This is a genomic window from Halanaerobium sehlinense (genome assembly GCF_055379485.1).
This window is the reverse complement of sequence record NZ_AP042442.1, coordinates 2,459,671-2,482,359: the sequence shown is the minus strand read 5'-3', so window position 1 is coordinate 2,482,359 and position 22,689 is coordinate 2,459,671. Positions and strand designations below refer to the sequence as shown.

Annotated in this window: 26 protein-coding genes and 1 pseudogene; 18 read left to right on the top strand and 9 right to left on the bottom strand. The window is 32.2% G+C overall.

Features of this window, described 5'->3' with window-relative positions; all coding sequences use genetic code 11:
* The first annotated feature begins 7 nt into the window (after positions 1–7).
* From ACZ446_RS12135 to iolB, 3 genes are read left to right on the top strand one after another with little or no spacing between them, the layout of a single operon-like run.
* Positions 8–1,558: a tagaturonate reductase gene (locus tag ACZ446_RS12135; RefSeq protein ID WP_464392815.1), complete on the top strand. Its 1,551-nt coding sequence runs from the start codon at positions 8–10 to the stop codon at positions 1,556–1,558.
* Positions 1,551–3,020, top strand: coding sequence for a UxaA family hydrolase (locus ACZ446_RS12130; protein ID WP_464392814.1), 1,470 nt, complete (start codon positions 1,551–1,553; stop codon positions 3,018–3,020). The genes ACZ446_RS12135 and ACZ446_RS12130 overlap by 8 nt, the downstream gene beginning before the upstream one ends.
* 19 nt (positions 3,021–3,039) lie before the next feature.
* A complete protein-coding gene (iolB, locus tag ACZ446_RS12125) occupies positions 3,040–3,849 on the top strand; it encodes a 5-deoxy-glucuronate isomerase (protein ID WP_464392813.1) in 810 nt (269 codons plus the stop codon).
* A 100-nt stretch (positions 3,850–3,949) separates the two neighbouring features.
* Here the strand turns inward: iolB and ACZ446_RS12120 are convergent, their stop codons facing one another.
* The 5 genes from ACZ446_RS12120 to ACZ446_RS12100 all read right to left on the bottom strand — a co-directional run bounded on the left by ACZ446_RS12120 (position 3,950) and on the right by ACZ446_RS12100 (position 8,064).
* Positions 3,950–4,720 (bottom strand): response regulator transcription factor, encoded by a 771-nt coding sequence (locus tag ACZ446_RS12120; RefSeq protein ID WP_464392812.1) that lies wholly within the window; start codon positions 4,718–4,720, stop codon positions 3,950–3,952.
* 3 nt (positions 4,721–4,723) lie between these two features.
* Positions 4,724–6,079, bottom strand: a complete 1,356-nt coding sequence (locus ACZ446_RS12115; RefSeq protein ID WP_464392811.1) for a DUF4388 domain-containing protein — start codon at positions 6,077–6,079, stop codon at positions 4,724–4,726.
* Positions 6,072–7,094, bottom strand: a complete 1,023-nt coding sequence (locus tag ACZ446_RS12110) for an ABC transporter substrate-binding protein (RefSeq protein WP_464392810.1) — start codon at positions 7,092–7,094, stop codon at positions 6,072–6,074. Before ACZ446_RS12110 ends, ACZ446_RS12115 begins: the two co-directional genes overlap by 8 nt.
* A complete protein-coding gene (locus tag ACZ446_RS12105) occupies positions 7,094–7,471 on the bottom strand; it encodes a Na-translocating system protein MpsC family protein (protein WP_464392809.1) in 378 nt (125 codons plus the stop codon). The genes ACZ446_RS12110 and ACZ446_RS12105 overlap by 1 nt, the downstream gene beginning before the upstream one ends.
* A 221-nt stretch (positions 7,472–7,692) precedes the next feature.
* On the bottom strand, positions 7,693–8,064 hold the full coding sequence (locus ACZ446_RS12100) for a Na-translocating system protein MpsC family protein (RefSeq protein WP_464392808.1): 372 nt from the start codon (positions 8,062–8,064) through the stop codon (positions 7,693–7,695).
* A 283-nt stretch (positions 8,065–8,347) separates the two neighbouring features.
* Here ACZ446_RS12100 and ACZ446_RS12095 point away from each other — a divergent pair, with 283 nt between their 5' ends.
* From ACZ446_RS12095 to ACZ446_RS12065, 7 genes are all read left to right on the top strand, one after another.
* Entirely contained in the window at positions 8,348–9,340 is a 993-nt protein-coding gene (locus tag ACZ446_RS12095) for an ABC transporter substrate-binding protein (RefSeq protein WP_464392807.1), read from the top strand.
* Between the two features lie 70 nt (positions 9,341–9,410).
* Positions 9,411–11,051: an ABC transporter permease gene (locus tag ACZ446_RS12090; protein ID WP_464392806.1), complete on the top strand. Its 1,641-nt coding sequence runs from the start codon at positions 9,411–9,413 to the stop codon at positions 11,049–11,051.
* A 17-nt stretch (positions 11,052–11,068) separates the two neighbouring features.
* Positions 11,069–12,166: an ABC transporter ATP-binding protein gene (locus ACZ446_RS12085; RefSeq protein WP_464392805.1), complete on the top strand. Its 1,098-nt coding sequence runs from the start codon at positions 11,069–11,071 to the stop codon at positions 12,164–12,166.
* Between the two features lie 24 nt (positions 12,167–12,190).
* A complete protein-coding gene (locus tag ACZ446_RS12080; RefSeq protein ID WP_464392804.1) occupies positions 12,191–12,586 on the top strand; it encodes an MgtC/SapB family protein in 396 nt (131 codons plus the stop codon).
* Positions 12,587–12,792: 206 nt separating this feature from the next.
* Complete coding sequence (locus tag ACZ446_RS12075) at positions 12,793–13,338, top strand: site-specific integrase (RefSeq protein ID WP_464392803.1); 546 nt, start codon at positions 12,793–12,795, stop codon at positions 13,336–13,338.
* Between the two features lie 354 nt (positions 13,339–13,692).
* Positions 13,693–14,004 (top strand): nucleotidyltransferase family protein, encoded by a 312-nt coding sequence (locus tag ACZ446_RS12070; RefSeq protein WP_464392802.1) that lies wholly within the window; start codon positions 13,693–13,695, stop codon positions 14,002–14,004.
* A complete protein-coding gene (locus ACZ446_RS12065; protein ID WP_464392801.1) occupies positions 13,989–14,498 on the top strand; it encodes a winged helix-turn-helix transcriptional regulator in 510 nt (169 codons plus the stop codon). Before ACZ446_RS12070 ends, ACZ446_RS12065 begins: the two co-directional genes overlap by 16 nt.
* Positions 14,499–14,629: 131 nt before the next feature.
* Here ACZ446_RS12065 and ACZ446_RS12060 read toward each other — a convergent pair whose 3' ends face one another.
* Complete coding sequence (locus tag ACZ446_RS12060; RefSeq protein WP_464392800.1) at positions 14,630–14,803, bottom strand: antitoxin VbhA family protein; 174 nt, start codon at positions 14,801–14,803, stop codon at positions 14,630–14,632.
* 96 nt (positions 14,804–14,899) lie between these two features.
* On the opposite strand from ACZ446_RS12060, the gene ACZ446_RS12055 reads away from it, so the two are divergent.
* Entirely contained in the window at positions 14,900–15,193 is a 294-nt protein-coding gene (locus ACZ446_RS12055) for a UPF0175 family protein (protein WP_464392799.1), read from the top strand.
* Positions 15,194–15,218: 25 nt separating this feature from the next.
* Here the strand turns inward: ACZ446_RS12055 and ACZ446_RS12050 are convergent, their stop codons facing one another.
* Positions 15,219–15,569 (bottom strand): hypothetical protein, encoded by a 351-nt coding sequence (locus tag ACZ446_RS12050; RefSeq protein ID WP_464392798.1) that lies wholly within the window; start codon positions 15,567–15,569, stop codon positions 15,219–15,221.
* Positions 15,547–15,783 carry an Rpn family recombination-promoting nuclease/putative transposase gene (locus ACZ446_RS12045; protein ID WP_464392797.1) on the bottom strand — a complete coding sequence of 79 codons (237 nt, stop codon included), beginning with the start codon at positions 15,781–15,783 and terminating at the stop codon, positions 15,547–15,549. Before ACZ446_RS12045 ends, ACZ446_RS12050 begins: the two co-directional genes overlap by 23 nt.
* 149 nt (positions 15,784–15,932) lie before the next feature.
* Here ACZ446_RS12045 and ACZ446_RS12040 point away from each other — a divergent pair, with 149 nt between their 5' ends.
* The 4 genes and pseudogenes from ACZ446_RS12040 to ACZ446_RS12025 all read left to right on the top strand — a co-directional run bounded on the left by ACZ446_RS12040 (position 15,933) and on the right by ACZ446_RS12025 (position 17,566).
* On the top strand, positions 15,933–16,229 hold the full coding sequence (locus ACZ446_RS12040; protein ID WP_464392796.1) for a nucleotidyltransferase family protein: 297 nt from the start codon (positions 15,933–15,935) through the stop codon (positions 16,227–16,229).
* Entirely contained in the window at positions 16,216–16,551 is a 336-nt protein-coding gene (locus ACZ446_RS12035) for a HepT-like ribonuclease domain-containing protein (protein ID WP_464392795.1), read from the top strand. The genes ACZ446_RS12040 and ACZ446_RS12035 overlap by 14 nt, the downstream gene beginning before the upstream one ends.
* Before the next feature lie 327 nt (positions 16,552–16,878).
* Positions 16,879–17,097: pseudogene (locus ACZ446_RS12030) on the top strand (helix-turn-helix domain-containing protein); the annotation flags it as partial.
* A gap of 82 nt (positions 17,098–17,179) precedes the next feature.
* A complete protein-coding gene (locus ACZ446_RS12025; RefSeq protein ID WP_464392794.1) occupies positions 17,180–17,566 on the top strand; it encodes a hypothetical protein in 387 nt (128 codons plus the stop codon).
* Between the two features lie 32 nt (positions 17,567–17,598).
* Here ACZ446_RS12025 and ACZ446_RS12020 read toward each other — a convergent pair whose 3' ends face one another.
* Positions 17,599–18,609, bottom strand: a complete 1,011-nt coding sequence (locus ACZ446_RS12020; RefSeq protein ID WP_464392793.1) for an Rpn family recombination-promoting nuclease/putative transposase — start codon at positions 18,607–18,609, stop codon at positions 17,599–17,601.
* A gap of 823 nt (positions 18,610–19,432) precedes the next feature.
* Here ACZ446_RS12020 and ACZ446_RS12015 point away from each other — a divergent pair.
* Genes ACZ446_RS12015 through ACZ446_RS12005 form a run of 3 tightly spaced genes read left to right on the top strand, consistent with a single transcriptional unit; the run spans position 19,433 to position 22,687 of the window.
* A complete protein-coding gene (locus tag ACZ446_RS12015; protein ID WP_464392792.1) occupies positions 19,433–20,857 on the top strand; it encodes a polysaccharide biosynthesis protein in 1,425 nt (474 codons plus the stop codon).
* Positions 20,858–20,867: 10 nt separating this feature from the next.
* Entirely contained in the window at positions 20,868–22,043 is a 1,176-nt protein-coding gene (locus ACZ446_RS12010) for a LegC family aminotransferase (RefSeq protein WP_464392791.1), read from the top strand.
* Positions 22,044–22,054: 11 nt separating this feature from the next.
* Positions 22,055–22,687, top strand: coding sequence for an acetyltransferase (locus tag ACZ446_RS12005; protein ID WP_464392790.1), 633 nt, complete (start codon positions 22,055–22,057; stop codon positions 22,685–22,687).
* Positions 22,688–22,689: the final 2 nt, after the last annotated feature.

The window sequence follows — 22,689 nt, the reverse complement described above, 5'->3', positions numbered from 1 at the left end:
GTAAATGATGAAAAATAACGATTTACCGGGTCTAAATCGCAATTATTTAGAATCTGAACTTTTAGGTACAGAGTTGGCTGATTTTCCAGTTAAAATTCTTGACTATCCAGAAAAAGTTGTGCAGATCGGTGAAGGTAACTTCTTAAGAGCTTTTGTTGACTGGATGTTTCACACAATGAACAAAAAAGGGGTCTTTAAAGGAAGGACTGTGGTTGTTCAGCCAATTAGAGAAGGAAGGATTTCTAATCTAAATCAACAGGACGGCTTATATACTCTTTATTTAAGAGGTATTGAAAATGGTGAAGAGGTAAACAAAAAAGAAATTATGACTGCTATTTCTAGAGGTATTGAATCATATGCTCAGTGGGATGAATTCTTAAAGCTGGCAGAAAATCCAGCAATAGAGTTTGTAGTTTCCAATACTACCGAAGCAGGTATTACCTACAATGAAGCTGACAAATTAAGTGATACCCCACCCGAATCATATCCGGGTAAATTGACAGCTTATCTTTACCGCCGCTATCAGACTTTTAAGGGAGCAGCAGATAAAGGAATGGTTATCATTCCAGTAGAGTTAATTGACCGCAATGGTGATAACTTAAGAAAAATAGTACTGCAGTTAGCAGAAGATTGGGGTCTGGAAGCAGGATTTGCAGAATGGATTAAAGAATCAAATTATTTCTTAAATACACTTGTTGATAGAATTGTAACTGGCTATCCCTTTAATGAGATAGATCAGCTGGAAGCAGAACTCGGATACCATGATCAAAACCTTGATACAGGCGAAATTTTTCATCTCTGGGTTATTGAAGGATATAAAAGCTTAAAAGAGAAACTGCCGTTCCACAAAGTAGGACTTAATGTTAAATGGGTAGATGATTTAACTCCTTATCGAACAACAAAAGTTAGAATTTTAAATGGAGCACACACTTCAACAGTACCAGTTTCCTATTTAGCAGGCATTGATCTAGTTAGGGATGCTGTTAATGATGAGCTGGTGGGCGAGTTTATTAAGCAGGCAGTATTTGAAGATATAATTCCAACCTTAGATGCAGATCAAGAAGAGCTAGAAGACTTTGCTTCTAAGATTTTTGAAAGATTTAAAAATCCATATATCGATCACAAATGGCTTGATATTTCTTTAAACTCAACTTCTAAATTTAAGACTAGAGTGCTGCCTTCACTGGTTCAGCATATTGAGGAATATAATAAAGTACCTGAGCGTCTAAGTTTTGCTCTAGCAGCATTAATCCATTTTTACCATGGCACAGAACTTGAAGACGGAAAACTTGCAGCTTACCGTGATGGAGAAAAATATTTAATTCGTGATGATAAAAAAGCTCTTAAATATTTTGCAGAGCTCTGGAGCCGTTATGAAGCAGAAGAGATTAAGATGGCAGAGTTAGCAGAGAATGTTTTAGCTAAGCAGGATTTCTGGGCTAGAGATTTAAATCAGCTGTCTGGGTTAAAAGATTCTTTAATTTCTAACTTGAAAATGATTGAAAAAGAAGGAATGAAGCAGAGTTTAGAAAACTTACTGGAGGTTGATAATGGATAAGAAAACCTTTCAGATAAATGAAAATGATAATGTAAGTGTGGCACTAGAAGATATAGAAAATAAAAACAGTTCAATTCCTGTGGGTCATAAGATTGCTTTAAAAAATATTCAAGAAGGTCAAAACATAATTAAGTATGGCCATAAAATCGGTAAAGCTGCTAAAAATATAAAAAAAGGGGAATGGGTACACAGTCATAATTTAAAAACAGATTTATCAGGAAAATTAAAATATGAATATCATCCTTTAAAAAATATGGATAGCAGTTATCAAGCATCTGGGACTTTCAGAGCTTACATTCGTGAGAATGGTGAGGTGGGTGTCAGAAATGAAGTCTGGATTCTTCCACTTGTCGGATGTATCAATAAACTAACCGAGTTTTATACTGAAAAAGCATGCAAAAAATATTCAGAGGAAATAGATAATAATCAAATTGATGGAATATATGCTTATCCACATCCATATGGTTGTTCACAGCTTGGTGATGATCTAAAAAACACTCAGAAAATATTATCGTCATTAGCAAAACATCCAAATGCAGGAGGAGTATTATTTTTAGGTTTAGGTTGTGAGAATAATCAGCTTGATAGTTTTAAGGAGGTTTTAGGAGAATATAATGAGCAGAAGATAAAATTTGTAGTGCTGCAGGAAGAAAAAAATGAAGAAGAAAAGGTAAATAAAGAATTAGAAGCTCTAATTAAATATGCTTCCGGTTTCAAAAGAAAAGAAGTATCAATCAGTAAGTTGAAGATAGGCTTAAAATGTGGTGGTTCAGATAGTTTTTCCGGGATTACTACAAATCCATTATTAGGTCGAATCTCAGATAAATTAACCTCTTATGGTGGAACAACAATTCTAACCGAAGTACCAGAATTTTTTGGAGCAGAACAAATTCTAATGAATAGAGCTGAAGATAAAGCTGTGTTTAATGACATTGTAGAGATCATAAATAGATTTAAAGATTACTTTATTGAGCATGGTCAAAATATTTACGAAAATCCTTCTCCTGGAAATAAAGAAGGTGGAATAACAACTCTTGAAGAAAAATCACTTGGCAATATTCAAAAAGGTGGTAATAGTGTTGTTAGAGGGGTAAAAGACTATGGTGAAAGAGTAGAAAAGCCAGGATTGAATTTGGTCTATGGACCTGGGAATGATCTCGTTTCATCTACTGCATTAACAGCAGCTGGAGCTCAAATAGTACTGTTCAGTACTGGAAGAGGAACTCCCTACGGTTCTCCTGTACCAACAATCAAGGTTTCTACAAACAATAGACTTGCTCAGGATAAAGCCGATTGGATTGATTTTAATGCTGGTTCTCTATTAGAAGGTAAAGAAATGGATAGTTTAGCCGCAGAATTTTTTGATTACATAATAAAAATAGCTGAAAAAGAAGAAATAACATTTAATGAAAAATATAATTTTAAAGAGATAGCTATTTTTAAAGATGGTGTTACACTATAAAAAATATGGAGGAATCAAATTGAATCTATTATATAAAAATAACCTTAAATCTGGATTGAATTGTGTTATTGAAGAAGGTAGTCAAGAATTAGATTATTTAAGTTTAGATATTTTGAAATTAAATAAAGCAGAAAAATTTACTCAAGAAACTAAAAACAATGAGGTTGTTTTAGTTATTTTAGGGGGCGAATGCTCCATAGCGGCTGAAAATGAGAAGTATGAAAATATTGGAGAACGTCAGAACGTTTTTGATGGTAAGGCAACAGCAGTTTATGTACCCTGTAAATCTGAATATATTATCGAAGCAGTAACAGAGGTTGAAGTTGCTATTTGTAAAGCAAAAGCTGAAAGCCAAAAAGATGTGCAGCTAATAAAGCCAGCTGATGTAAAAATTAAAAAGACTGGAAAGTTAAACTGGCAGAGAGATGTTCATGATATAGTGTCAATTGATAACACAGATGCTGAAAGAATTATTGTCGGCGAAACATTTAATAAACCAGGTAATTGGTCTAGTTATCCACCACATAGACATGATGAAGATAATTGGCCGGAAGAAGTGAATTTAGAAGAAATATATCATTTTAAAATTATTCCTAAGCAAGGATTTGGTATCCAGAAACTCTATACAGATTCTAGAAGTATTGATGAAACTTTTTCTATTGAAGATGGAGATACTGTCATATTACCAGAAGGTTATCATCCCGTTGCGGCAGCACCTGGCTATGAACTTTATTATCTCTGGATATTGGCTGGGAAAAATAGAAAAATGAAACCAAATGATGATCCAGATCATCACTGGATTAAATATGTTGAAAATATAATAGAATAGAGATAAATTATAATTTTTATAAAAAAGAAATGTTTTATACATAATACCGCCCTTTTGGGGCGGTATTTTCTGTAAATATAGAGTAATAAGTACTAAAAACTTAATGAATAGTGTCCAATCTTAGATAACCCATCTTGATTGATCTTGCTATCGCCTGGACAATATTAGCAGCAGAAAGTTTCTGGCAGATGATAGTCCGATGATATTTAATAGCTGCCTCTGACAGGTTTAAATTTTCGCTGATTTCTTTAATGGTTAAACCGTTAGCAGAGAGCCTTAAGATATTTTCTCTAATTTCTGTTAAAGATTCATCATTATCTTCAAAATCATAAAAAGAGTTGAGTTCATTTTCGATTTTACTTAATAAAAGTTCTAAGATGATTTCTAACTTGTCTCTATTTTTGCTTAGATCAGTAATATAGAGATAGGCACTACCGGCTGTATAATTTTTAATTGGAGCAGCAGCACTAATCCACTCCTGCAGGAAATCACAGTAATTTTCTTCTCCAAGAAAACAGACACTTTTTTTAGTTTCCATTGCCATTGCTACAGGGTTTGTACCACAGCTGTTTTCAGTGAAGTAGGAGCCTTCGGTTAAATTATGTAGAACCGTTATTTTTGATAATTCAGCTGGAATATATGATTTAATCAAAATACCATTATTATCAAAGAGAAAAAAACAGTTATCTTTTAGCTGAAAATTATCTACTACAGTTTTTATATTCTTTTCAAAAATTTCGATTAAATTTTTGTTTTTCTGGTGTGATTTTTCTAAAACAGATCGATCTGCCGATTTTAATGGTTCATTTATCTTTTTAGAAATTCCCATTTGATAACATCTAAACCATGAGTTTTTAAGATTTTCTAACATCTATTAACCCTCCCTTTTTAAATTTAAGTTATTTTGTTGAGGAAAAGGAATAATATTTTCCATTGAATTATCTGCCTCGGTTTGTATTTCATCTGTATTAATTGTAATTAAACCGATAACACTTAATCTGTATAGTATTTCTAAAACTTTTTTCTGCTGCCAGGCACATTTTTCTGCAAGACTTTTTAAAGTTTTTTGGCCGTCAATCAAATTTAATATTGTTTTTTCATCTTTATTTAACTTAAGCCTATTTAATAATTTATTGATTTCAGAAACAGCAGGATAAATAATTAATTCTGCTGATGGAATAATTTGTTTGAACACTTTTTCTTCCTGAATCTGACGGGAAAGATTTAAAAGTAATTTGTTAAAATCTTCGTCAATTATTTTAGTATCACTCTTTAATTTAGGGCTGAATTTAAATTCACCCTGAGTCCAGTGGAGAAAGTCAAAAAGGGCATCTCTGCCGGATTCTTTTTCAACTACGGCATTTATAATTTCACCATTTTCAAAATAGATAATTCCAAACTTGTTTTTTTGCTTTAAAACAAGACCACCACTGTGTTTGGTGTTATTTAAAAGTCTGAGCAGAGTAATTATATTGAAAAAGTTTAAATTACCCTCATAGCTGATAGCCTTTTTAGCAACTTTGCTGACAAAATATTTAAGATCAATTCTCATTTCTTCTAAGGTATCTGCCAGAAAAGAAAACTCGTCCCGACTTTTAACAGCAACTGGCTTATTAAAATTTCCAGCAGCTATTTCTTTGGCATTTAAAACAAGCTGGTTAATTGGTTTAACAATATTTTTAGAAATTATCAAGGCAATTAAGAGACCAAAAATTATAAAAATCAAGGATAACAAATAAACCTGTCTTCTGGTATTTAAAAGCATTTGATTAAAAGATGATAAAGAATATCTAAACTCTAAAATCCCCCATAGATTTCCATAAGCCCTGATTGGTGCTTTGACATCAAGAAAATTATCATGAAATTCAAAAGAATTCTCCAGGCTGCTTTTGTCAAAGTTGATTTTTTCTCCAATAATTGTCTGCTCTGTAGAGATCATAATTTCTCCAGCAGGATTTGTAACCGAAACTCTAGTTATATTTGAGTCAGGATCATTTTTTAAATTATTGATTATGTTTGTCAGGGAAGTATAATTTTCCATCACGACTGGCTCAGAACTATATTTAGCAATAATACTCGCCAGGAGGTTGCTGCTTGATTTAACCTGGTTTTTATAGGCTTCTTTTGTTTCGCTGAGCAGAGTGTAGCTAATCCCAGCTGTAATTATAATAATTAAAAGAGAAATTATTAAGCTTAATTTCAAATAAAAAGGAATTTTAATATCATTCATCATTTTTTCCTCCAAAATAGATCTTATCCTGCCAGAATTTTAGGTTGTCAGCCTTATTTTCCGCTGAAAGTTTTAGATTATAATCAATCAGATTTGCATTATCTAAAGTCAAAGATGCTTCCGGTACCTCAGCTAAAAAATTAGTTGGAAGTCGGTATTCGCCAATTGCCGAATAGAGATTCTGACCTTTTTGGCTGAGCATAAAATCAACAAACTTTATAGCTTTTTGGAGATTTTGGCTGTCTTTGATAATTGCCATGCCACCTATTTCATAACCGGTCCCTTCCTGAGGAATTTGAAGTTTTAATTTATAGCCTTCTTTCTGCAGTTTTTGAATGTCATGGCTGAAAGATATTCCAACTGCTGAATAACCTAAGGCTGTTAATTTACTGGCCATCGCTCCACTATTGGTATATTCTTTGATATTAGCATTAATATTTTTTAATAGAGATTTTGCTTTTTCTTTTTCAAAAAGCTGAAGTATAGTCGATAAAATTGTATAACCGGTACCTGATGAGACAGGATTGGGGATAGTTATTAGCCCTTTATACTTAGGGTCAGCTAAATCAGACCAGCTTTTTGGATAATCTAAATCCTTTTGTTCAAGGATATCTTTGTTAACTGCAAAACCAATTGAGCCGATGTAGATTCCCCACCAGCGGTCTTGGTTATCCATATATTCAAAAGGGATCTGATTTTTAAAAGGTGAAATATATTTGTGAAAAAGATCTTCCTTAGCTGCTAAATAATATAGTTCAGCCGGTCCACCAAAAACAACATCAACATCCGGTCTGAAATCCTTCTGCCTCCTTAAAATATTAAGTATAACCCCTGTAGACTTTCTGATCAGCTTAACCTTAATTCCGCTGTGGTTTTCAAAAGCATTGACATAAGTCTGAGCTTCTTTCTGCTGTAAAGCTGTGTAAACTAAAAGTTCATCTCCAGCAGCTGCAGATTTCAAAGCAAAGAGGTTTAAGAGAAGAATTAAAATTAAAATTAGCTTAGCTGCTCTCATTATATGCTTTCTTTGATTCTGGAAATAATTATAGTTTCGTTTAATTCAGGATTAGTATCAATAGTTATTGAAAGAAGCTGAGTGTTTAATTTATTTTCCAGCATAAACTTGAGCACATTTTTGATACCATCAAGTTCTTTAACTTTCAGCTGTTTGAGTAAAACTCGACCTTCTTCTGTTTTAGCAAACTCTTCTTCAGCTGGACTTAAATTGCCTGTGCTTCTGATAATAATCAGATCATCTACCAGATAAACTTTTAGCTCTTTAGATTTTTTGTCCCAATATTTCTTTTCAACTTTTCTAAATATCTCTGCTATTTCTTCTTCCTTTGGCGACATCATTTTTTGTTTTGATTTCTTTAAAGCATCATTATTCACTGTATCACCCCATTTAAGTTAAATTTAAATATAAATAGAAAAACCACCACCAAAAAATCCCATAGTTAGAGCAGGTAAAAGGATTATTTGATGATGGTTACTCTCTAGATAGCCCTCTACAAAAGTAGTTTGCCATTTATCTAGTTACCATTTTACTGTTATTTCAATTCTAACATTAACGAAATAAAAAAGCAAGAAATTATTTAGAATCTTTCTACAATTTATTCAGCCAGCTTTTTTTCTAAACTCTCTTCCAGGGAAAAAACAATAATTCTTTCCCCATTCTCAGTACTAATATCAGAGTGGACAGCCAGCACATCAAGGTCGGTGATATCTTTGATCAGGGTAGAAAGTATCTCCCTTGAGTTTTCAATCAGCTTAACCCGGAGCTCTTTAATTAACTTAACACCGGTTTCTTCCTTTGCCAGCTGCTGTTCAGCCAGGGTTAAGACTCCTTTTTCTTTGATCAAAATATTATCTTCGATTATGTAAGTCTTAATATTCTCTGGACCACGGCCGATATATTCTTTTTCGAATTTCATAATCAGTTCTGAAATTTCTGCTTCAACCTGTCCTTTTGTTTTTTTAGTCATTGTTGATTCTCCTTTATCAGCTTACCTAACTATTTAATTCTAGAGAAAATTGATTTTCCCTTTAAAAGTAGAAAAGAATTTAGACAAAAGTATAAATTTCAACAAAAAATATTTTAAACTATACTTTTGTCTAAAGTTGTTTTAGCTCAGAAAAAAACTTTAAACCTTTGTCTATTGTGTGAATTATCAGACTGTGTTAGTCTTAAAACTAGAATAATTTCGCAGTAGGGGGGATAAATAGATTTATCTTTTTTACAACAAAAAACTTAGGAGGAATTAATTTATGAAAAAATTATTTTTATCATTAATGCTGGCAATTTTTGTGATGGCTCTGGTTTCCACACCAATTTTTGCTCAGAGTTTAAGTGTTTACACCAGTCTTGACGAAGAACTGGCAAGAACAGTATTTGAGCGTTACCAAGATGATACAGGTGTAGAAATTCAGTGGGTTCGTTTATCAACAGGAGAGGCAGTTTCAAGAATGATGGCTGAATCTGCAAATCCTCAGGCGAGTATTTGGGTTGGAGGAGTAGGACTGGGACATATTCAGGCTAAAGATAGCGGTTTGACAATTCCATTTGAAGCTGAAAATGCTCAACATGTACCTTCTAACTTTAAAGATCCCGAAAATTACTGGACAGGAATCTATGCTGGTCCACTCTGTTTTGTAAGCAACACTAATCGCCTGGAAGAGCTTGGTTTAGAAGCTCCAAAGTCCTGGGCAGATATTGTTAAACCAGAATACGAAGATATGGTTCAGGTAGCTAACCCTGGTACATCTGGAACTGCTTATAATGTTCTGGCAACAATGGTACAGATTATGGGAGAAGAAGAAGCTTTTGAATATATGAAAAAATTAGATAGAAGTGTTGTTCAGTATACAAGATCCGGTTCAGCTCCTGGTAAGAATGCTGCTATCGGTGAAATTCCAATTGGAATCGGTTATGCACATGACCAGGTAAAACTTAAATCTCAGGGATATCCTTTAGAAATCACCTTCCCTGAAGAAGGTACAGGTTATGAGGTTGCTTCAATTTCTCTAATCAAAGGTGGCGAAAATACAGAAGCAGCAAAAGAATTATATAACTGGTTATTAAGCGAAGAAGCTGCTCAAATTTACGCTGATACTTTTGTAGTTCCATTTAGAGAAGCAGAACTTCAGGCTGGTGCTGTTCCAATTTCTGAGGTTAATACTATCGAGCAGGATGATGTCTGGGCAGGTAAAAATAAAGAGAGATTAGTAGAAAAGTGGAATGATGAGATTTACAGTCAATAATTTCTCTTAAATAAATGAAATTGATGGGTAGATTAATTTCTGCCCATCAAATTATTAACGGGGTGAAAAGATGCAGAAAAATAAGGATTCTATTACCAGAATAACAGTTTTAATAATCTTTACTTCAATTGCTTTATTTGTTCTCTATCCTTTGATTAGGGTAATTTTAGAAAGCCTAAGACCTGATGGATATTTTTCTCTATCAGAGTACAGATATATTTTTGAAAAAGAGTGGCTGCGGGGTACCTTTTTTAACAGTATTAGACTGGGGGTTATTGTTGCAACAACTTCCACAATTGTCGGTTACATAGCAGCATATAGTTTATACAAGGTTAAACTTCCGGGCAGGGGATTTTTCAGACAGATTGTAATGTTACCTCTGATTTCACCTCCCTTTATGCTGACTATTTCTATTATCTTACTACTTGGTAGAAATGGATTGATAACCAAAAAATTATTAGGAATTACAGGTTATAGTATTTACGGGCTGCACGGACTAGTTATGGTTCAGACTCTGGGAATGTTTCCGATTGCTTATCGAGTTTTAACCGGTGTTTTGTCCAGAATAAGTCCGGAATTAGAAAATGCAGCTTTAAATTTAGGCAGCAGTAAATCTTATGTTTTTCGTTCTATTACCTTTCCGCTTTCGATTCCAGGAGTAGCTAGTGCCTGGCTTTTAGTTTTTGTAACTTCTATTGCCGACTTTGCTAATCCTATGGTTATTGCGGGTAATTATGATGTTTTATCTGTACAGGCTTATCTGCAGTTTACCGGGATGTATAATATACCGCGGGGATCAGCTCTTGCAATTATGCTTTTAATACCGGCTTTAATCGCCTTTTTAGTTGAAAAATACTGGGTTTCCCAGAAATCATTTATTACTGTTACTGGTAAACCAACAGGTGCCAAACAGGATATGGTTTCACCAATAACTAAAAAACTTTTACTTGGATTTTTGTCTTCATTAACTTTCATTATTCTATTATTTTATATGACAGTTATTGCAGGTTCATTCTTTAAATTGTGGGGAATAGATTATTCTCTAACCTTGGAGCACTTTAAATACTCATGGGATGTAGGCTTTGACAGCATCAAAGATACTTTAATACTTGCTGGTGCAGCCACACCTTTTACAGGTCTTTTAGGAATGGTAATTGCTTACTTAGTAGTAAGAAAAGAATTTTATGGAAAGCATATTCTCCAGTTTTCTTCTCTGCTAACTTTTGCAGTGCCTGGTACTGTTGTAGGTATTGGCTATGTTCTAGCTTTTAATGAAAAACCTTTTTTACTAACGGGAACAGCCTTTATCATAATTCTCTGCTTTATCTTTAGAAATATGCCAGTGGGCCTTGAAGCTGGAATAGCTTCTTTAAAGCAGATTGATCCCTCAATTGAAGAAGCTTCAACAGATTTGGGAGCAGACAGTGCCTACACTTTTAGTAAAATTACATTACCTTTAATTAAACCTGCTTTCTTTTCTGGACTTTCTTACAGTTTTGTAAGGGCAATGACAGCAGTAAGTGCAATTATCTTTTTAGTATCTGCCCGCTGGAACCACCTAACAACACTTATTTTAGCTCAGACAGAAATTATGAGGCTCGGTGCTGCCAGTGTGCTATCATTGATCTTAATAATAATTGTAATGACAGTCTTTTACTTGATGGGTAAAATTGTTGGTGATGATGAAGGTCTAAGTGAATTGATGACTTAAGTTGAAGGAGGAGTATAATGCAGGATATTGCAGTAAAATTAGAAAACATTACAAAAATATTTAGAGCAAAAAAATCTGATGCTCAGGTAGTTGCAGTTGATGATTTTAATCTTGATATAAAAGAAGGCGAGTTAGTCACCTTATTGGGACCATCTGGCTGTGGAAAAACAACAACTTTAAGAATGATTGCCGGGTTTGAGAACCCAAGCTCAGGTGATATTTACTTAGATGGTGACGATGTTGTAGATAAACCGGCTAACAAAAGAGATACAGCAATGGTTTTCCAGAGTTATGGACTTTTTCCACATATGAATATCTTTGAAAATATAACTTATGGTCTGAGGTTTAAAGATATGACTAAAACTGAAGTTAAGGAAAAAGCAGATAAAATTATGGACCTGGTCGGTTTGGGTGGATATCATGATAGAAATCCGGGCGAGCTTTCCGGAGGTCAGCAGCAGCGTGTTGCCCTAGCTAGAGCTTTAATTGTTGAACCAAAGGTGCTTCTTTTTGATGAGCCCCTTTCTAACCTGGATGCTAAACTAAGAGAATCAATGCGGGATGAAATTAGAAAGCTGCAGAAGAGATTATCAATTACCTCAGTTTATGTAACCCACGATCAAATTGAGGCGATGAGTATCTCAGATAAGATAGTAGTAATGAACAAAGGAGAAATCGAGCAGATTGGTTCTCCAGAAGAGATTTATTATAAACCGAACACCAAGTTTGTGGCTGACTTTATTGGTAAGGTTAATTTCCTAAACGCAGTTGTTAACAAAAATTCAAATAATATCTTAGATTTAGATCTTAAACTGGGTAAGAAAAAAATTGAAGGTATTGAGCAGGAAATTGAAGCTCCTGTTGGAGATAAAGTAACAATTGCAGTGAGACCAGAATCTCTTCAAATAGTGGAGGCGGGAGATGGGTTTTTAGATGCAGAGGTAATTAGAAAAACATATTTAGGCTCTTATTACCAGTATGTACTGGAAATGAAGAATGGTGATTTAATTACAGTAGATTTATTTAATCCTTTAAATAAAAGAGAATATGATGTTGGCGAAAAAGTCGCCATTTCATTCTCGATAGATGAACTGCATATCATAGCAGAACAATAAAAAGTAAAAAGAGGTGAGCAGAAGATGTTTGAATATAGTTTGAGACTTATTTTGTCAGCTATTTTGGGTGGGATTGTTGGAACTGAAAGAGAAAAGAGAGATAAGGCAGCTGGTATTCGGACAAATGCTTTAGTTGCAGTTACTTCCTGCTTAATTATGCTCACTTCTTATGATCTGGCCCTGGGTTTAACGGATCAGGCAGCTTATGCAGATGCATCTAGAATTGCCGCCCAGGTAGTAAGTGGGGTTGGCTTTTTAGGTGCCGGAACAATTCTTAAAAATGATAATAAGATACGGGGGTTGACAACAGCAGCCAGTTTATGGTCAGTAGCCGGTATAGGACTGGCGGTTGGAATGGGCTATTATTTTATTGCAATTGTGACCACAATTATTATTGTAATAACCCTTGCTTTGATTTAAACCGATGCTTTCAGCAGAGCGAATTAATAGAAAAAAATAACTTTGATTTAAAGCAGTTCCTGAACAGGGAGCTGTTTTTTGTAGTTTATTAGAAAAATAAGTAAATTTGACTTAAAATTTCTAATAAAAAGTGTTATAATTAGTATATAGTAAAAAAATTCCAAATGAATCATCTGAGCTTAAAGTTATCAGGAAAGGAGCAGCTTATGAATAAGGTAGAACCAATCAGGGATAAAAGTAAAATTGCTGAACTTAAAACGATTCTGCGTCAGCAGAGCTACCGCAACTATATACTTTTTGTATTTGGGATCAATACTGGTTTAAGAATTAGTGATATGCTGCAGATTAAAGTGGAAGATGTAAGGGGAAAAACTCATATAGTACTCAAAGAGCAGAAAACTTCGAAGAATAAGCGCTTTTTGATCAATTCTAACCTGCGCCGGGAGTTAAGGAATTACATTCAAGGAATGGAAGCTCATGAACACCTCTTTCAGAGCCGGATTGGACAGAATAAGCCTTTATCACGTTTTCAAGCTTACAGAATTTTGAGTGAAGCAGGCCGCAAGGCAGGTCTGGAAAGCATCGGCTGCCATTCAACTCGTAAGACATTCGGTTATCACCATTATAAGAAAAATAAGGATGTGGCTCTACTGCAGAAATTATTCAATCACTCTTCACCCAGTATTACCTTAGACTATATTGGAATCACCCAGGATATTATGGATGAATCGATAGAGAAATTTTCGCTTTGATTTAGATTCTGTTCTATAGTCGTAGCTATATTATAAGTGATGAGCAGCTCGGTAATCCGAAATTCAATAGTGAGATCATAGAAAAGCTATTTCTAATTTGCTTCTAATATTCTTTTAAAGTATTTTTAATCAAGAGCTGCTATTATATACTTAAGCTAAAAGAAATAAAGTTTTCCCCTTTTTAAAGCTGCTGCAGAGAGCAGCTATAACATAAATTAAAAGTACTAGATACTTTTCTCCTTGTTTTTACCGCCCTTTTCCCGGGGCGGTTTTTTATATTTTTATTTATAATCTTCACAGTAGGTGATATAATATAATCAGAGTTAAGTTTTCACTTTAGGAGGGAGATTAATTATGAATCTTTCACAGGAGCAGAGAAAAAAAATTAAAGATATATTAAACAAGCACAATATTAAGAAAGCTGGAATATTTGGTTCCTATGCTCGCGGTGAAGCTGTTAATGGTAAAAGTGATCTTGATTTAATCGTGGAACTTTCTCAAAATAATTTATTTGAATTAACAGCTGTAAAATTGGATATAGAAGAAGCTCTAGGTTTATCAGTTGATATTATCACTTATAGTGGATTACAAAAATTTGCTAAAAAAGAAGATTTCAAAAAAGAAGTTATAAAAGATCAGGAGTCGTTAATATGGAAGAAAAAATAACTGACATTTTAAATATATTAAATAGCAAAGATAGTCCTTCCCAGCGGGAAATAGCCAAAGAGGCTGGTATTTCTTTAGGTCTGGTTAATACCCTTCTTAAAAAGTGTGCTAAAAAAGGTCTGATTAAAATTGAAAGGCTTAATTCCCGGAATATTAAATACATCTTAACTCCGGCAGGTATTAAAGAAAAAACCAAAAAGACTATTACATACGTTAAAAAATCCTATCAGGCAATCAAAGAAATCAAAGCTGAGGTGCTTAAATTAGCAGCCCGGGCTGAAAAAGAGAATAAAGACCTTTATCTTTACAGTTATGAAAAGGAAGATGAGATTCTTGATCTGGTTTCTTTAGTCTTAAGGGAAAATGATCTGGATTTTGAAGTATTTACTGCAGAGGAAGAGCTGGCAAGGATAAATAAAGAGGAGAGCCTGCTTCTGCACTGGGATCCGGATTTAAAGGTGGAGCACCTAGAGCCGGTAAATATCTTTATTTGATCAATAGTATCAAACATAGTTAAGGCCCTCTTCAAAGACACCATAAAGTTTTTCTATTCTTTTATCTAATTTCTGTTTTTTAAGATTTTTTACCTGGCTTCCACTTGATTGAACCATTGACATAGTCAAATTCAAGGTATATATTCAGTAATAATATCTATTGCTTCTTCGCTTGATATGTCTCCCTTCAAATATTTTTCTCCGATGATCAGATTGAGTTCATCCACTTCAATATTTTCTACAGCTAGTGATGCCCTGACTTTTTCTATAGCCTCTTTAATTTCTTTGCTGCTCATTCTTTTCATTGAGATTATCCCTTTTTTTATTAATTATATTTAGAATGATATAATATCAGTATAATAGCTTTGACTTAAAAGATCCATTAAAAAGGGGAAATTATTATGAGTATCAAAAAAGAAATAGAATTGACCGAAGAGATACTTTTGAGTTTAAAGATGGATCAAAATGAAATAATTCAAGAAATGAAAAGAAACCTGGCAGTTAAATATTTTAAAGAGAGAAAATTGTCTATAAGCCAAAGTACTGAATTTGCTGAAATGACAGAAGAAGATTTCATTAAATATTTAGGAAGTCAGAATATTTCTGTTTTTAACATTGATAATTTGGATGAGCTGAAAAGAGATTTAGAAAATCAAGTAGATTTGAGGGTAATGATGAATGAAAGATTTAAATAAAAAAGAGAGCAGAAGAGTCTGCTCTTTAGTTTAAATATTCTTCTAAATCCTCAAGTGATTTAATAGTTATAATATCCTTTAATAAATCAGTGCGAATTTCTCTTAAAACAATTAAATCTAATTTATTAAGTTTACTCTCCAGATTGTCCGGAAGCTTATCTATTGGTAGCTTATCCTTTATTAAGATTGAAATAGTTTCAATTAATTCCTGTTTTCTCCCCTCTTTCATTCCTTCTTTAATTCCGTCTAATTTACCCTCTTCGCGCAAATTGTTTGCTGTAGACATGAATGTCTCACTCTTTTCAAAGATTATTAAATTAACTTTATTATACATAATATCAAATTCATAATCCTTAATTTCCAGTATATATTTCATTCCTGTTGTGAAGTGTTTTTAAAACTATTTGTAACTGTATACTTCCTATAATCTCCAGATCACTATACTTAGAAAAGTCAAAAAGGCAGTAGATATAGGCATTTTGTTTATTTAATTCAACTCGATAAACAACATCAGAAAAATATTTTTTTAGGCGTTTATTAACAAATGATTTCTTAGAAATTTGTAACTTATCGAGATTAATTAAATCCAAGCTAATTTGACAAAAAAACAGAGAAATATTAATTGATTTTAAGGTTAGAGTTTATAAAAAAATGTTAAAATATTGAATAGTTTTTTATCAAATTATAAACTTGTTTTATTTTATTAATGGTGCTAAAATAGAAATAGGAGGTCGATAATATGACTGCTCAAGAAATTATTGAATTTCTACAAATAAAGAGAAGTATTTTAAATAGATTCGGAGTTAAAAGTATTGCTTTATTTGGTTCATATGTTAGTGGTCAGGCCAATAATAATAGTGATATTGATCTTCTTGTTGAATTTAAAGAAGGAGAAAAGACTTTTGATAATTATATGGATTTAAAATTTTATCTTGAGGATAATTTAAATAAAGATGTAGATCTTGTGACTAAAGATGCATTGAAAGAGGAATTAAAGGAAGAGATTTTAGGAAGTGCTAAATATGCGGAGGCCTGAAGTATATTTAAAAGATATTTTAAGTTCAATAAATAAAGTTCAGAACTATTCAGGTGACATGTCATATGAAGAATTTAAAGAAAAAGAGATGGTTCAAGATGCTATTTTAAGAAACCTTGAAATTATAGGTGAAGCTGTTAAAAACATACCTTCTAATATTCGTGAGAAATATCCTGATTTAGAATGGAGAAAAATTGCTGGCCTCAGAGATATATTAATACATGACTATTTTGGAGTTGACTTAGAAATAGTTTGGAATGTAATTGAAAATAAAATTCCACAACTTAAAATAGTAATAAAAGATATTCTGAGTCATATTTAATTATTCCAGGCATGTTGTCTGGTTATTTTTTTTGCTTCTCTCAAAGATTATAATAAGAATCCTCAAAAATATAAAGGGCAGCCAGGACCACCAAATTTTAAACATCCAAGATTAAGGGTATCCTAATAACTTAGGCGGCAACCTTAAACAGTGCTTGTATGTTCTGTTTAGATAGGGGGTGCCCCTGGTGCGACTTAAAAACCAAATATCTTGTAAACTAACCTAGTAATATAGGTTGAGTTTTAATCTATATGAAGTAGTTAGAAGCACCATCCGACTCGAAGCTAGTATCTTCGATTAAAATCTATGATTTAGACTGATTTAGCAGAAAGACTAGGAACCTCACGTCAGATGATTAATAAGATTATACATGGTAGAAAAAATATTACTCTTACAGAAATTAAAGAGGTTGCTCAAATATTAAACCTTGATGTTAATGAACTAATGGAAGTAGATCAAGAATTATCAGAAGATTCTGTAGTTGCATTTATGGGTAGTGTGAAGACTAAAGCAGTAGAAAAAGAGGTGCTATATTTTCAAAATTAATTTGTAGGTTCCGATGATTTAATACTTCAGGATGATATTTTTAGAGTTTTAGAAGATATTGAGGATCTAAGCATTATTATTGGTGCCTAAAGATGTTTTAAACAAACAGCTTAATCTTTTGAAAACAAAAAAATCTGCTGATCTAACTATATTGAAAATAATAAAGTTAATGGATATTTTTGCAGTGCCGTTTAAAACGATTATTTTAAGATTATTTGAAATTGAATTATTAACTGAAAAAGAAACAAGAGATTGGCTTGATATTGCTACTCGCAATCCCCAAAAAGGAATTCTATATCAAATAAAGAAACACAAAATTGGAGAGAGATGGCAGAAAAGAACAAAGCATGTCAAATTGAGTAATTTAAAAGCTCTAATAATTGATAATGATGAGATGGAGCTCCTACCAGAAGAAAAAATCAATAAAGATCTATCTTTTTTAGCTGGGGTAGATGTCGATGAAGAATAATTAAAAAAAGAAAGAGCAGAAAAGACTGCTCTTTAGTTTAAGTATTCTTCTAAATCCTCAATTGATTCAATGTTTAACAGATTATCTCTAATTATTTTTAAAGTTCCGAGCTCAGTATTGTCAAGCTTTTCTTCTAGCTCTGGAGAGAATGAATTAATTTCTAATTTTTTTGTAGTAAGTCGTACAATGGTTTCTATGAGTTCTTCTTTTTTACCTTCCTTTACTCCTTCTTTTCGACCATCTAAAAACCCTTCCCTTATGCCTTCTTTTTTACCTGCAAGTTTACCTTCTTCTCGCAATTTGTTTGCTGTAGACATAAAAGTCTCACTCCTTTCAGGAATAATAGTATCTACCTTATTTTTCATAATATCGACATCATAATCTACAATTTCAAGTATATATTTCAAGCCAACTGTAAAATATTCTAAAACAGTCTCTGTATCTCTTAGTTTTTTGATTAATTCAAGAATTTCCTCAAACTGCTGACCGAAATTATCTTTAACAAAAGCACTATATAGAATTTTTAAAGTTATTTGAAGCTGAATGCTACCTATAATTTGTTGATCAGTGTATTTAGAGAAATCAAAAAATAAGTATTCAAAATCTGGAATAAACTTTTCAGTATTCGGTTGAGTATTGACCATCGAAATGAATCTCTTATCTACATTATACCTCCTATCACCATGATAAATCAAGAGGGGTAGGATCACTGGCAGTTTACCAAAATTATTTTGTTTTAAATGTAGATCCCAGATTTTAGTCATGTATTTCAGCAGTTGAAGCGAAACTTTTTTATCCGGGTAGCTTTTGTGTTCGAAAAGACAGTAGATAAAAGCGTCATGGTCATTTAATTTAACTCGATAAACAACATCAGAAAAAAATTCTTTTAAGTCTTCGTCAACAAAAGAGTCTTTGGAAATTTCTAAGTCATCAGTATTAAAAAGTTCTAAAAGGTCCTGGGGGAAATAGTTTTTGATAAATGATTCCGCTACTTCTTTTTTGCTAAACATTTCTTTGAAAAACTTATCATGGGGAGTTGCCATTTTTTTAACCTCTTTCTCTTAGAATTTTATCTTTAAAAAGATAAGACCTGAGAACTAGTCTCTAAGTATATTATATCACAAAACGAACTTGTGTTCTTAAATCCAGGCTAGTTCGACAAAAAAACAGAGAAATATTAATTGATTTTAAAGCAGGAGTGTATTATAATAAAAGTTGTTAAGAAATTGAACACATCAGAAAAGATAAAAAATAGTTTCTTGAGTGGCTGCAGCATTAAATCTATATATCAATTAAAATCAATAAAGAAAAAGCACAAAAATGACAACCGATGTCACAAAGATTGTTAACTGAAAAGTTTTACTTTGTCATTCGACAAAATTAGATACTCTAATTATTTGATGTATTTTAAATAATGTTATAAAATATAACTTGTGAACGACATAAAAGTATTATTTGATATATGACATCCGATGTCACAGAATGCAATCTTAACTCAGGTACGTTGACAACTGAATATGTATGGGAATCTTTGGAACCGGGGTTTTCATATGGTTAAGATGAATTGAGTTAGAGGTTTAAAAAACTATGATATAAGTTCAAGGATCAGGTTATTTTTTTTAGCAATACACTTTGATCTCAACAAAGTGGACATAGTGTTGAATAGGGAATGAGAAAAGAAAATATAGATATAGAATATAAGAGTTTTTTGTATATGAACTTAAGGGATTGAGTTTATATGTAAAAAACTATTTTTTTATTTATGGGCAAGGTTGGTTTTGTGAGGTTATATATATTTATTTTTATTTTATAAATGAAGGTAATTATATATAACTTTTTTTATTATATAAGAATACAGGTGATTTTATGAGAAAAGTGTTAATTATTGGTGCTGGTAGTGCTGGTAAACATGTTTTGAAAGAGATAACGCAAAACGGTGATAAATATGATTATAAAATAATTGGCTTTTTAGATGCAGATTCTTCAAAGCATGGACATAAAATTGATGGTTATGAAATATTGGGACATCACGATAACATTAATGATTATATAAAAGATTTTAATATTGATGAAGTGATTGTTGCTACTACTGAAATAGATCATCAGGGATTAAATAAAATTTATGACAACCTAAAAAAGCTTGATAAGAATGTAGAAATCAAAGTTTTACCTACAGTAGAAGAACTCTTAAAAGGTGAACCTTTCACTAAACAGTTAAGAGAAGTACAGGTAGAGGATTTATTGGGGAGAGAATCAATACAGATCAATAATGAAAACATTAATAAATATATAAATGATAAAAAAGTATTAGTAACAGGTGCTGCTGGTTCTATTGGTAGTGAATTATGTAGACAGATCGTAAAATATAATCCAAAAGAGTTAATAATATTAGATATAAATGAAAATGATTTATATTTTTTAAAATTATTTTTAGAAAGACATTATGATGTTGAAATAAATTTTGAAATAGCAAACATTAGAGAAAAAAATAAATTAGAATTTTTATTTAAACAATATAAACCTGATTTAGTCTATCATGCAGCAGCTCATAAACATGTACCTTTAATGGAAAAAAACATTGAAGAGGCTGTGAAGAATAATGTTTTTGGATCTAAAAATTTGCTTGATATGGCAGATAAATATCAGGTAGAAAAGTTTGTTTTAATCTCTACTGATAAAGCAGTTAATCCAACAAATGTTATGGGTGCAACAAAGCGTTTATCTGAGATTATTTTAGAAAATATAAATAAAAAATCTAAAACAAAGTATATGGCAGTTAGATTTGGAAATGTTTTAGGAAGTAATGGAAGTGTTGTTCCATTATTTAAATCTTTAATAAAAGAAGGCAAAGATTTAACAGTTACTCATGAAGAAGTAACCCGGTATTTTATGACTATTCCGGAGGCAGCTCAACTAGTTTTGGAAGCAGGTTATATAGGTCAAGGTGGAGAGGTATTTGTGCTTGACATGGGTGAGCCAATTAAAATAATGGATTTGGCAGAAAAAATGATTGAACTATCTGGGTTGAGAATTGGCAAAGATATTGGCATAAAAATTACAGGGCTTAGACCTGGAGAAAAGCTGTATGAAGAACTCTTATATGATATAAGTAACTGTCAGAAAACTGAGAATGACAAAATCTATATTTCTCAGATAGGTAGAGAAGATTTAGATCTTGAGAAGGGGTTGGCTGAACTAGGTAATTATTTAATTAGTTTTGATAGAATTAACTTGAAAAAGCAACTCAAAAAAATAGTTACAACATATAAAGAAACTGAATATAATAACTAGGAGAATTAGCATGAATAAGAAATTAAATATTCCCCTTTCAGTTCCTAATTTATCAATGGACATTTTAGATAATGTTAAAGAATGTATTGATACTGGATGGGTTTCAACAGGGGGTAAATTTATAACTGAATTTGAAGAAAAGGTTGCAGATTATGTTGGGATAGATGAGGTAGTAGGTGTTCAGAGTGGTACAGCAGCTTTACATCTTGCTTTTCAAATTCTAGGAGTAGAAGCCGGAGATGAAGTGATTGTTCCTACAGTTACTTTTATAGCTACCGTTAATCCAATTGCATACCTTGGTGCTAAACCAGTTTTTATGGACTGTGATGATAGTTTAAATATTAATTTAGATAAATTAGAAAAGTTTTTAGAAGAAAATTGCAAAAATACTAAAGATGGATTATTAAATAAAAACTCAGGTAATATTATCAAAGCTTTAACTATAGTCAATGTCTTTGGTAATCCTATTAATATGGAAAGAGTAATGCAAATAGCAGATAAATATGATCTAAAGGTTGTAGAAGATGCCGCAGAATCCCTTGGCTCATTTTATGATAAAGGCAAATATAAGGGCAAACATACTGGAACCATTGGTGATATTGGAGTGCTTTCTTTTAATGCTAATAAGATATTAACAACCGGTGGTGGAGGCATGCTTGTTTCAAATGATGAGGAGATTATAGAAAAGGCAAGATTTCTTGCTGTGCAGGCTAAAACTGACCCCTTATATTATAAACATGATGAGATAGGCTATAATTATAGATTAACAAATATTGCAGCAGCCTTTGGAACTGAACAGATTGATCGACTAGAAGACTTTATTAAAGTTAAAAAGAAAAATTATGAATTGTATAAAGAAGAAATAGATAAAATTAAAGGTTTAAAATTATTATCATTCAATAAAAATACAAGGCCAAACTACTGGTTTTATTCTGTAGTTGTAGATGAAGAAAAGTATGGTATCGATAGAGACCAATTATTAAACAAGTTAAATGAAGTCGGTATTCAGGCAAGACCTCTCTGGGGTTTAATTAGTGATCAAAAACCATATCAAAAATGTGAAGCCTATAAAATTGACAAAGCAAGACATTATGTTGATAACCTTATTAATATTCCTTGCAGCACAAATCTTAGTAAAGAAGAAGTTTATCAAGTTGTAGATATGTTAAAAGAATATAAGGTTTAAGGCGATTAACCATGAAAAAGATAATTATTATTGGTGCTGGTGGACATGCAAAGGTTATTGCGGATATTATACTTAAAAGAAAAAAAGTTTTAAACGAAAGTGTAAAAATTGAAGCTTTTTTGGATGATAAGTATGAGACAAAAAAAGCTGTATACCAGGGTATACCGTTGATTGATAAGATAAATAAGATCAATTCTTTGAACAAAGATGATTATTATTTTATCATTGCTATTGGTAATAATACTACACGAGAAAAGATTGTAAATAAATTCGACTTAAAATATTATACGGCAGTTCATCCAAGTTCAATATTAGCTAAAGATGTAGAAATTGGGGAAGGAACAGTAGTTATGGCAAATGCTGTTCTTAATAGTTCAGTTAAGGTTGGTTCTCATTGTATTATTAATACTTCAAGCGTTATTGAGCATGATAATAAAATTGATGATTTTGTTCATATTTCTCCAAATGCAGCTTTAGCAGGTAATGTTAAAGTGGGGAAAAAAAGCTGGGTTGGTATGGGAAGTTCGATTATTCAAGGAGTAAAGATTGGTATAAATGTAAAAATTGGTGCAGGTAGTGTTGTTTTAAATGATATTGCAAATGATGTTACAGCTTATGGAGTTCCATGTAGGGAGAGATATTGATT

What these genes read in the sequence shown, in the direction of transcription:
- ACZ446_RS12035 (WP_464392795.1), top strand. Translation starts at nt 16,216, where the DNA reads ATGCGGAGGCCTGAAGTATATTTAAAAGATATTTTAAGTTCAATAAAT.
- ACZ446_RS12085 (WP_464392805.1), top strand. Translation starts at nt 11,069, where the DNA reads ATGCAGGATATTGCAGTAAAATTAGAAAACATTACAAAAATATTTAGA.
- ACZ446_RS12120 (WP_464392812.1), bottom strand. Translation starts at nt 4,720, where the DNA reads ATGTTAGAAAATCTTAAAAACTCATGGTTTAGATGTTATCAAATGGGA.
- ACZ446_RS12060 (WP_464392800.1), bottom strand. Translation starts at nt 14,803, where the DNA reads ATGAAAAGAATGAGCAGCAAAGAAATTAAAGAGGCTATAGAAAAAGTC.
- ACZ446_RS12070 (WP_464392802.1), top strand. Translation starts at nt 13,693, where the DNA reads ATGAATCTTTCACAGGAGCAGAGAAAAAAAATTAAAGATATATTAAAC.
- ACZ446_RS12095 (WP_464392807.1), top strand. Translation starts at nt 8,348, where the DNA reads ATGAAAAAATTATTTTTATCATTAATGCTGGCAATTTTTGTGATGGCT.
- ACZ446_RS12135 (WP_464392815.1), top strand. Translation starts at nt 8, where the DNA reads ATGAAAAATAACGATTTACCGGGTCTAAATCGCAATTATTTAGAATCT.
- ACZ446_RS12040 (WP_464392796.1), top strand. Translation starts at nt 15,933, where the DNA reads ATGACTGCTCAAGAAATTATTGAATTTCTACAAATAAAGAGAAGTATT.
- ACZ446_RS12005 (WP_464392790.1), top strand. Translation starts at nt 22,055, where the DNA reads ATGAAAAAGATAATTATTATTGGTGCTGGTGGACATGCAAAGGTTATT.
- ACZ446_RS12110 (WP_464392810.1), bottom strand. Translation starts at nt 7,094, where the DNA reads ATGAGAGCAGCTAAGCTAATTTTAATTTTAATTCTTCTCTTAAACCTC.
- ACZ446_RS12080 (WP_464392804.1), top strand. Translation starts at nt 12,191, where the DNA reads ATGTTTGAATATAGTTTGAGACTTATTTTGTCAGCTATTTTGGGTGGG.
- ACZ446_RS12075 (WP_464392803.1), top strand. Translation starts at nt 12,793, where the DNA reads ATGAATAAGGTAGAACCAATCAGGGATAAAAGTAAAATTGCTGAACTT.
- ACZ446_RS12115 (WP_464392811.1), bottom strand. Translation starts at nt 6,079, where the DNA reads ATGAATGATATTAAAATTCCTTTTTATTTGAAATTAAGCTTAATAATT.
- ACZ446_RS12015 (WP_464392792.1), top strand. Translation starts at nt 19,433, where the DNA reads ATGAGAAAAGTGTTAATTATTGGTGCTGGTAGTGCTGGTAAACATGTT.
- ACZ446_RS12055 (WP_464392799.1), top strand. Translation starts at nt 14,900, where the DNA reads ATGAGTATCAAAAAAGAAATAGAATTGACCGAAGAGATACTTTTGAGT.
- ACZ446_RS12020 (WP_464392793.1), bottom strand. Translation starts at nt 18,609, where the DNA reads ATGGCAACTCCCCATGATAAGTTTTTCAAAGAAATGTTTAGCAAAAAA.
- ACZ446_RS12065 (WP_464392801.1), top strand. Translation starts at nt 13,989, where the DNA reads ATGGAAGAAAAAATAACTGACATTTTAAATATATTAAATAGCAAAGAT.
- ACZ446_RS12090 (WP_464392806.1), top strand. Translation starts at nt 9,411, where the DNA reads ATGCAGAAAAATAAGGATTCTATTACCAGAATAACAGTTTTAATAATC.
- ACZ446_RS12130 (WP_464392814.1), top strand. Translation starts at nt 1,551, where the DNA reads ATGGATAAGAAAACCTTTCAGATAAATGAAAATGATAATGTAAGTGTG.
- ACZ446_RS12050 (WP_464392798.1), bottom strand. Translation starts at nt 15,569, where the DNA reads ATGAAATATATACTGGAAATTAAGGATTATGAATTTGATATTATGTAT.
- ACZ446_RS12100 (WP_464392808.1), bottom strand. Translation starts at nt 8,064, where the DNA reads ATGACTAAAAAAACAAAAGGACAGGTTGAAGCAGAAATTTCAGAACTG.
- ACZ446_RS12010 (WP_464392791.1), top strand. Translation starts at nt 20,868, where the DNA reads ATGAATAAGAAATTAAATATTCCCCTTTCAGTTCCTAATTTATCAATG.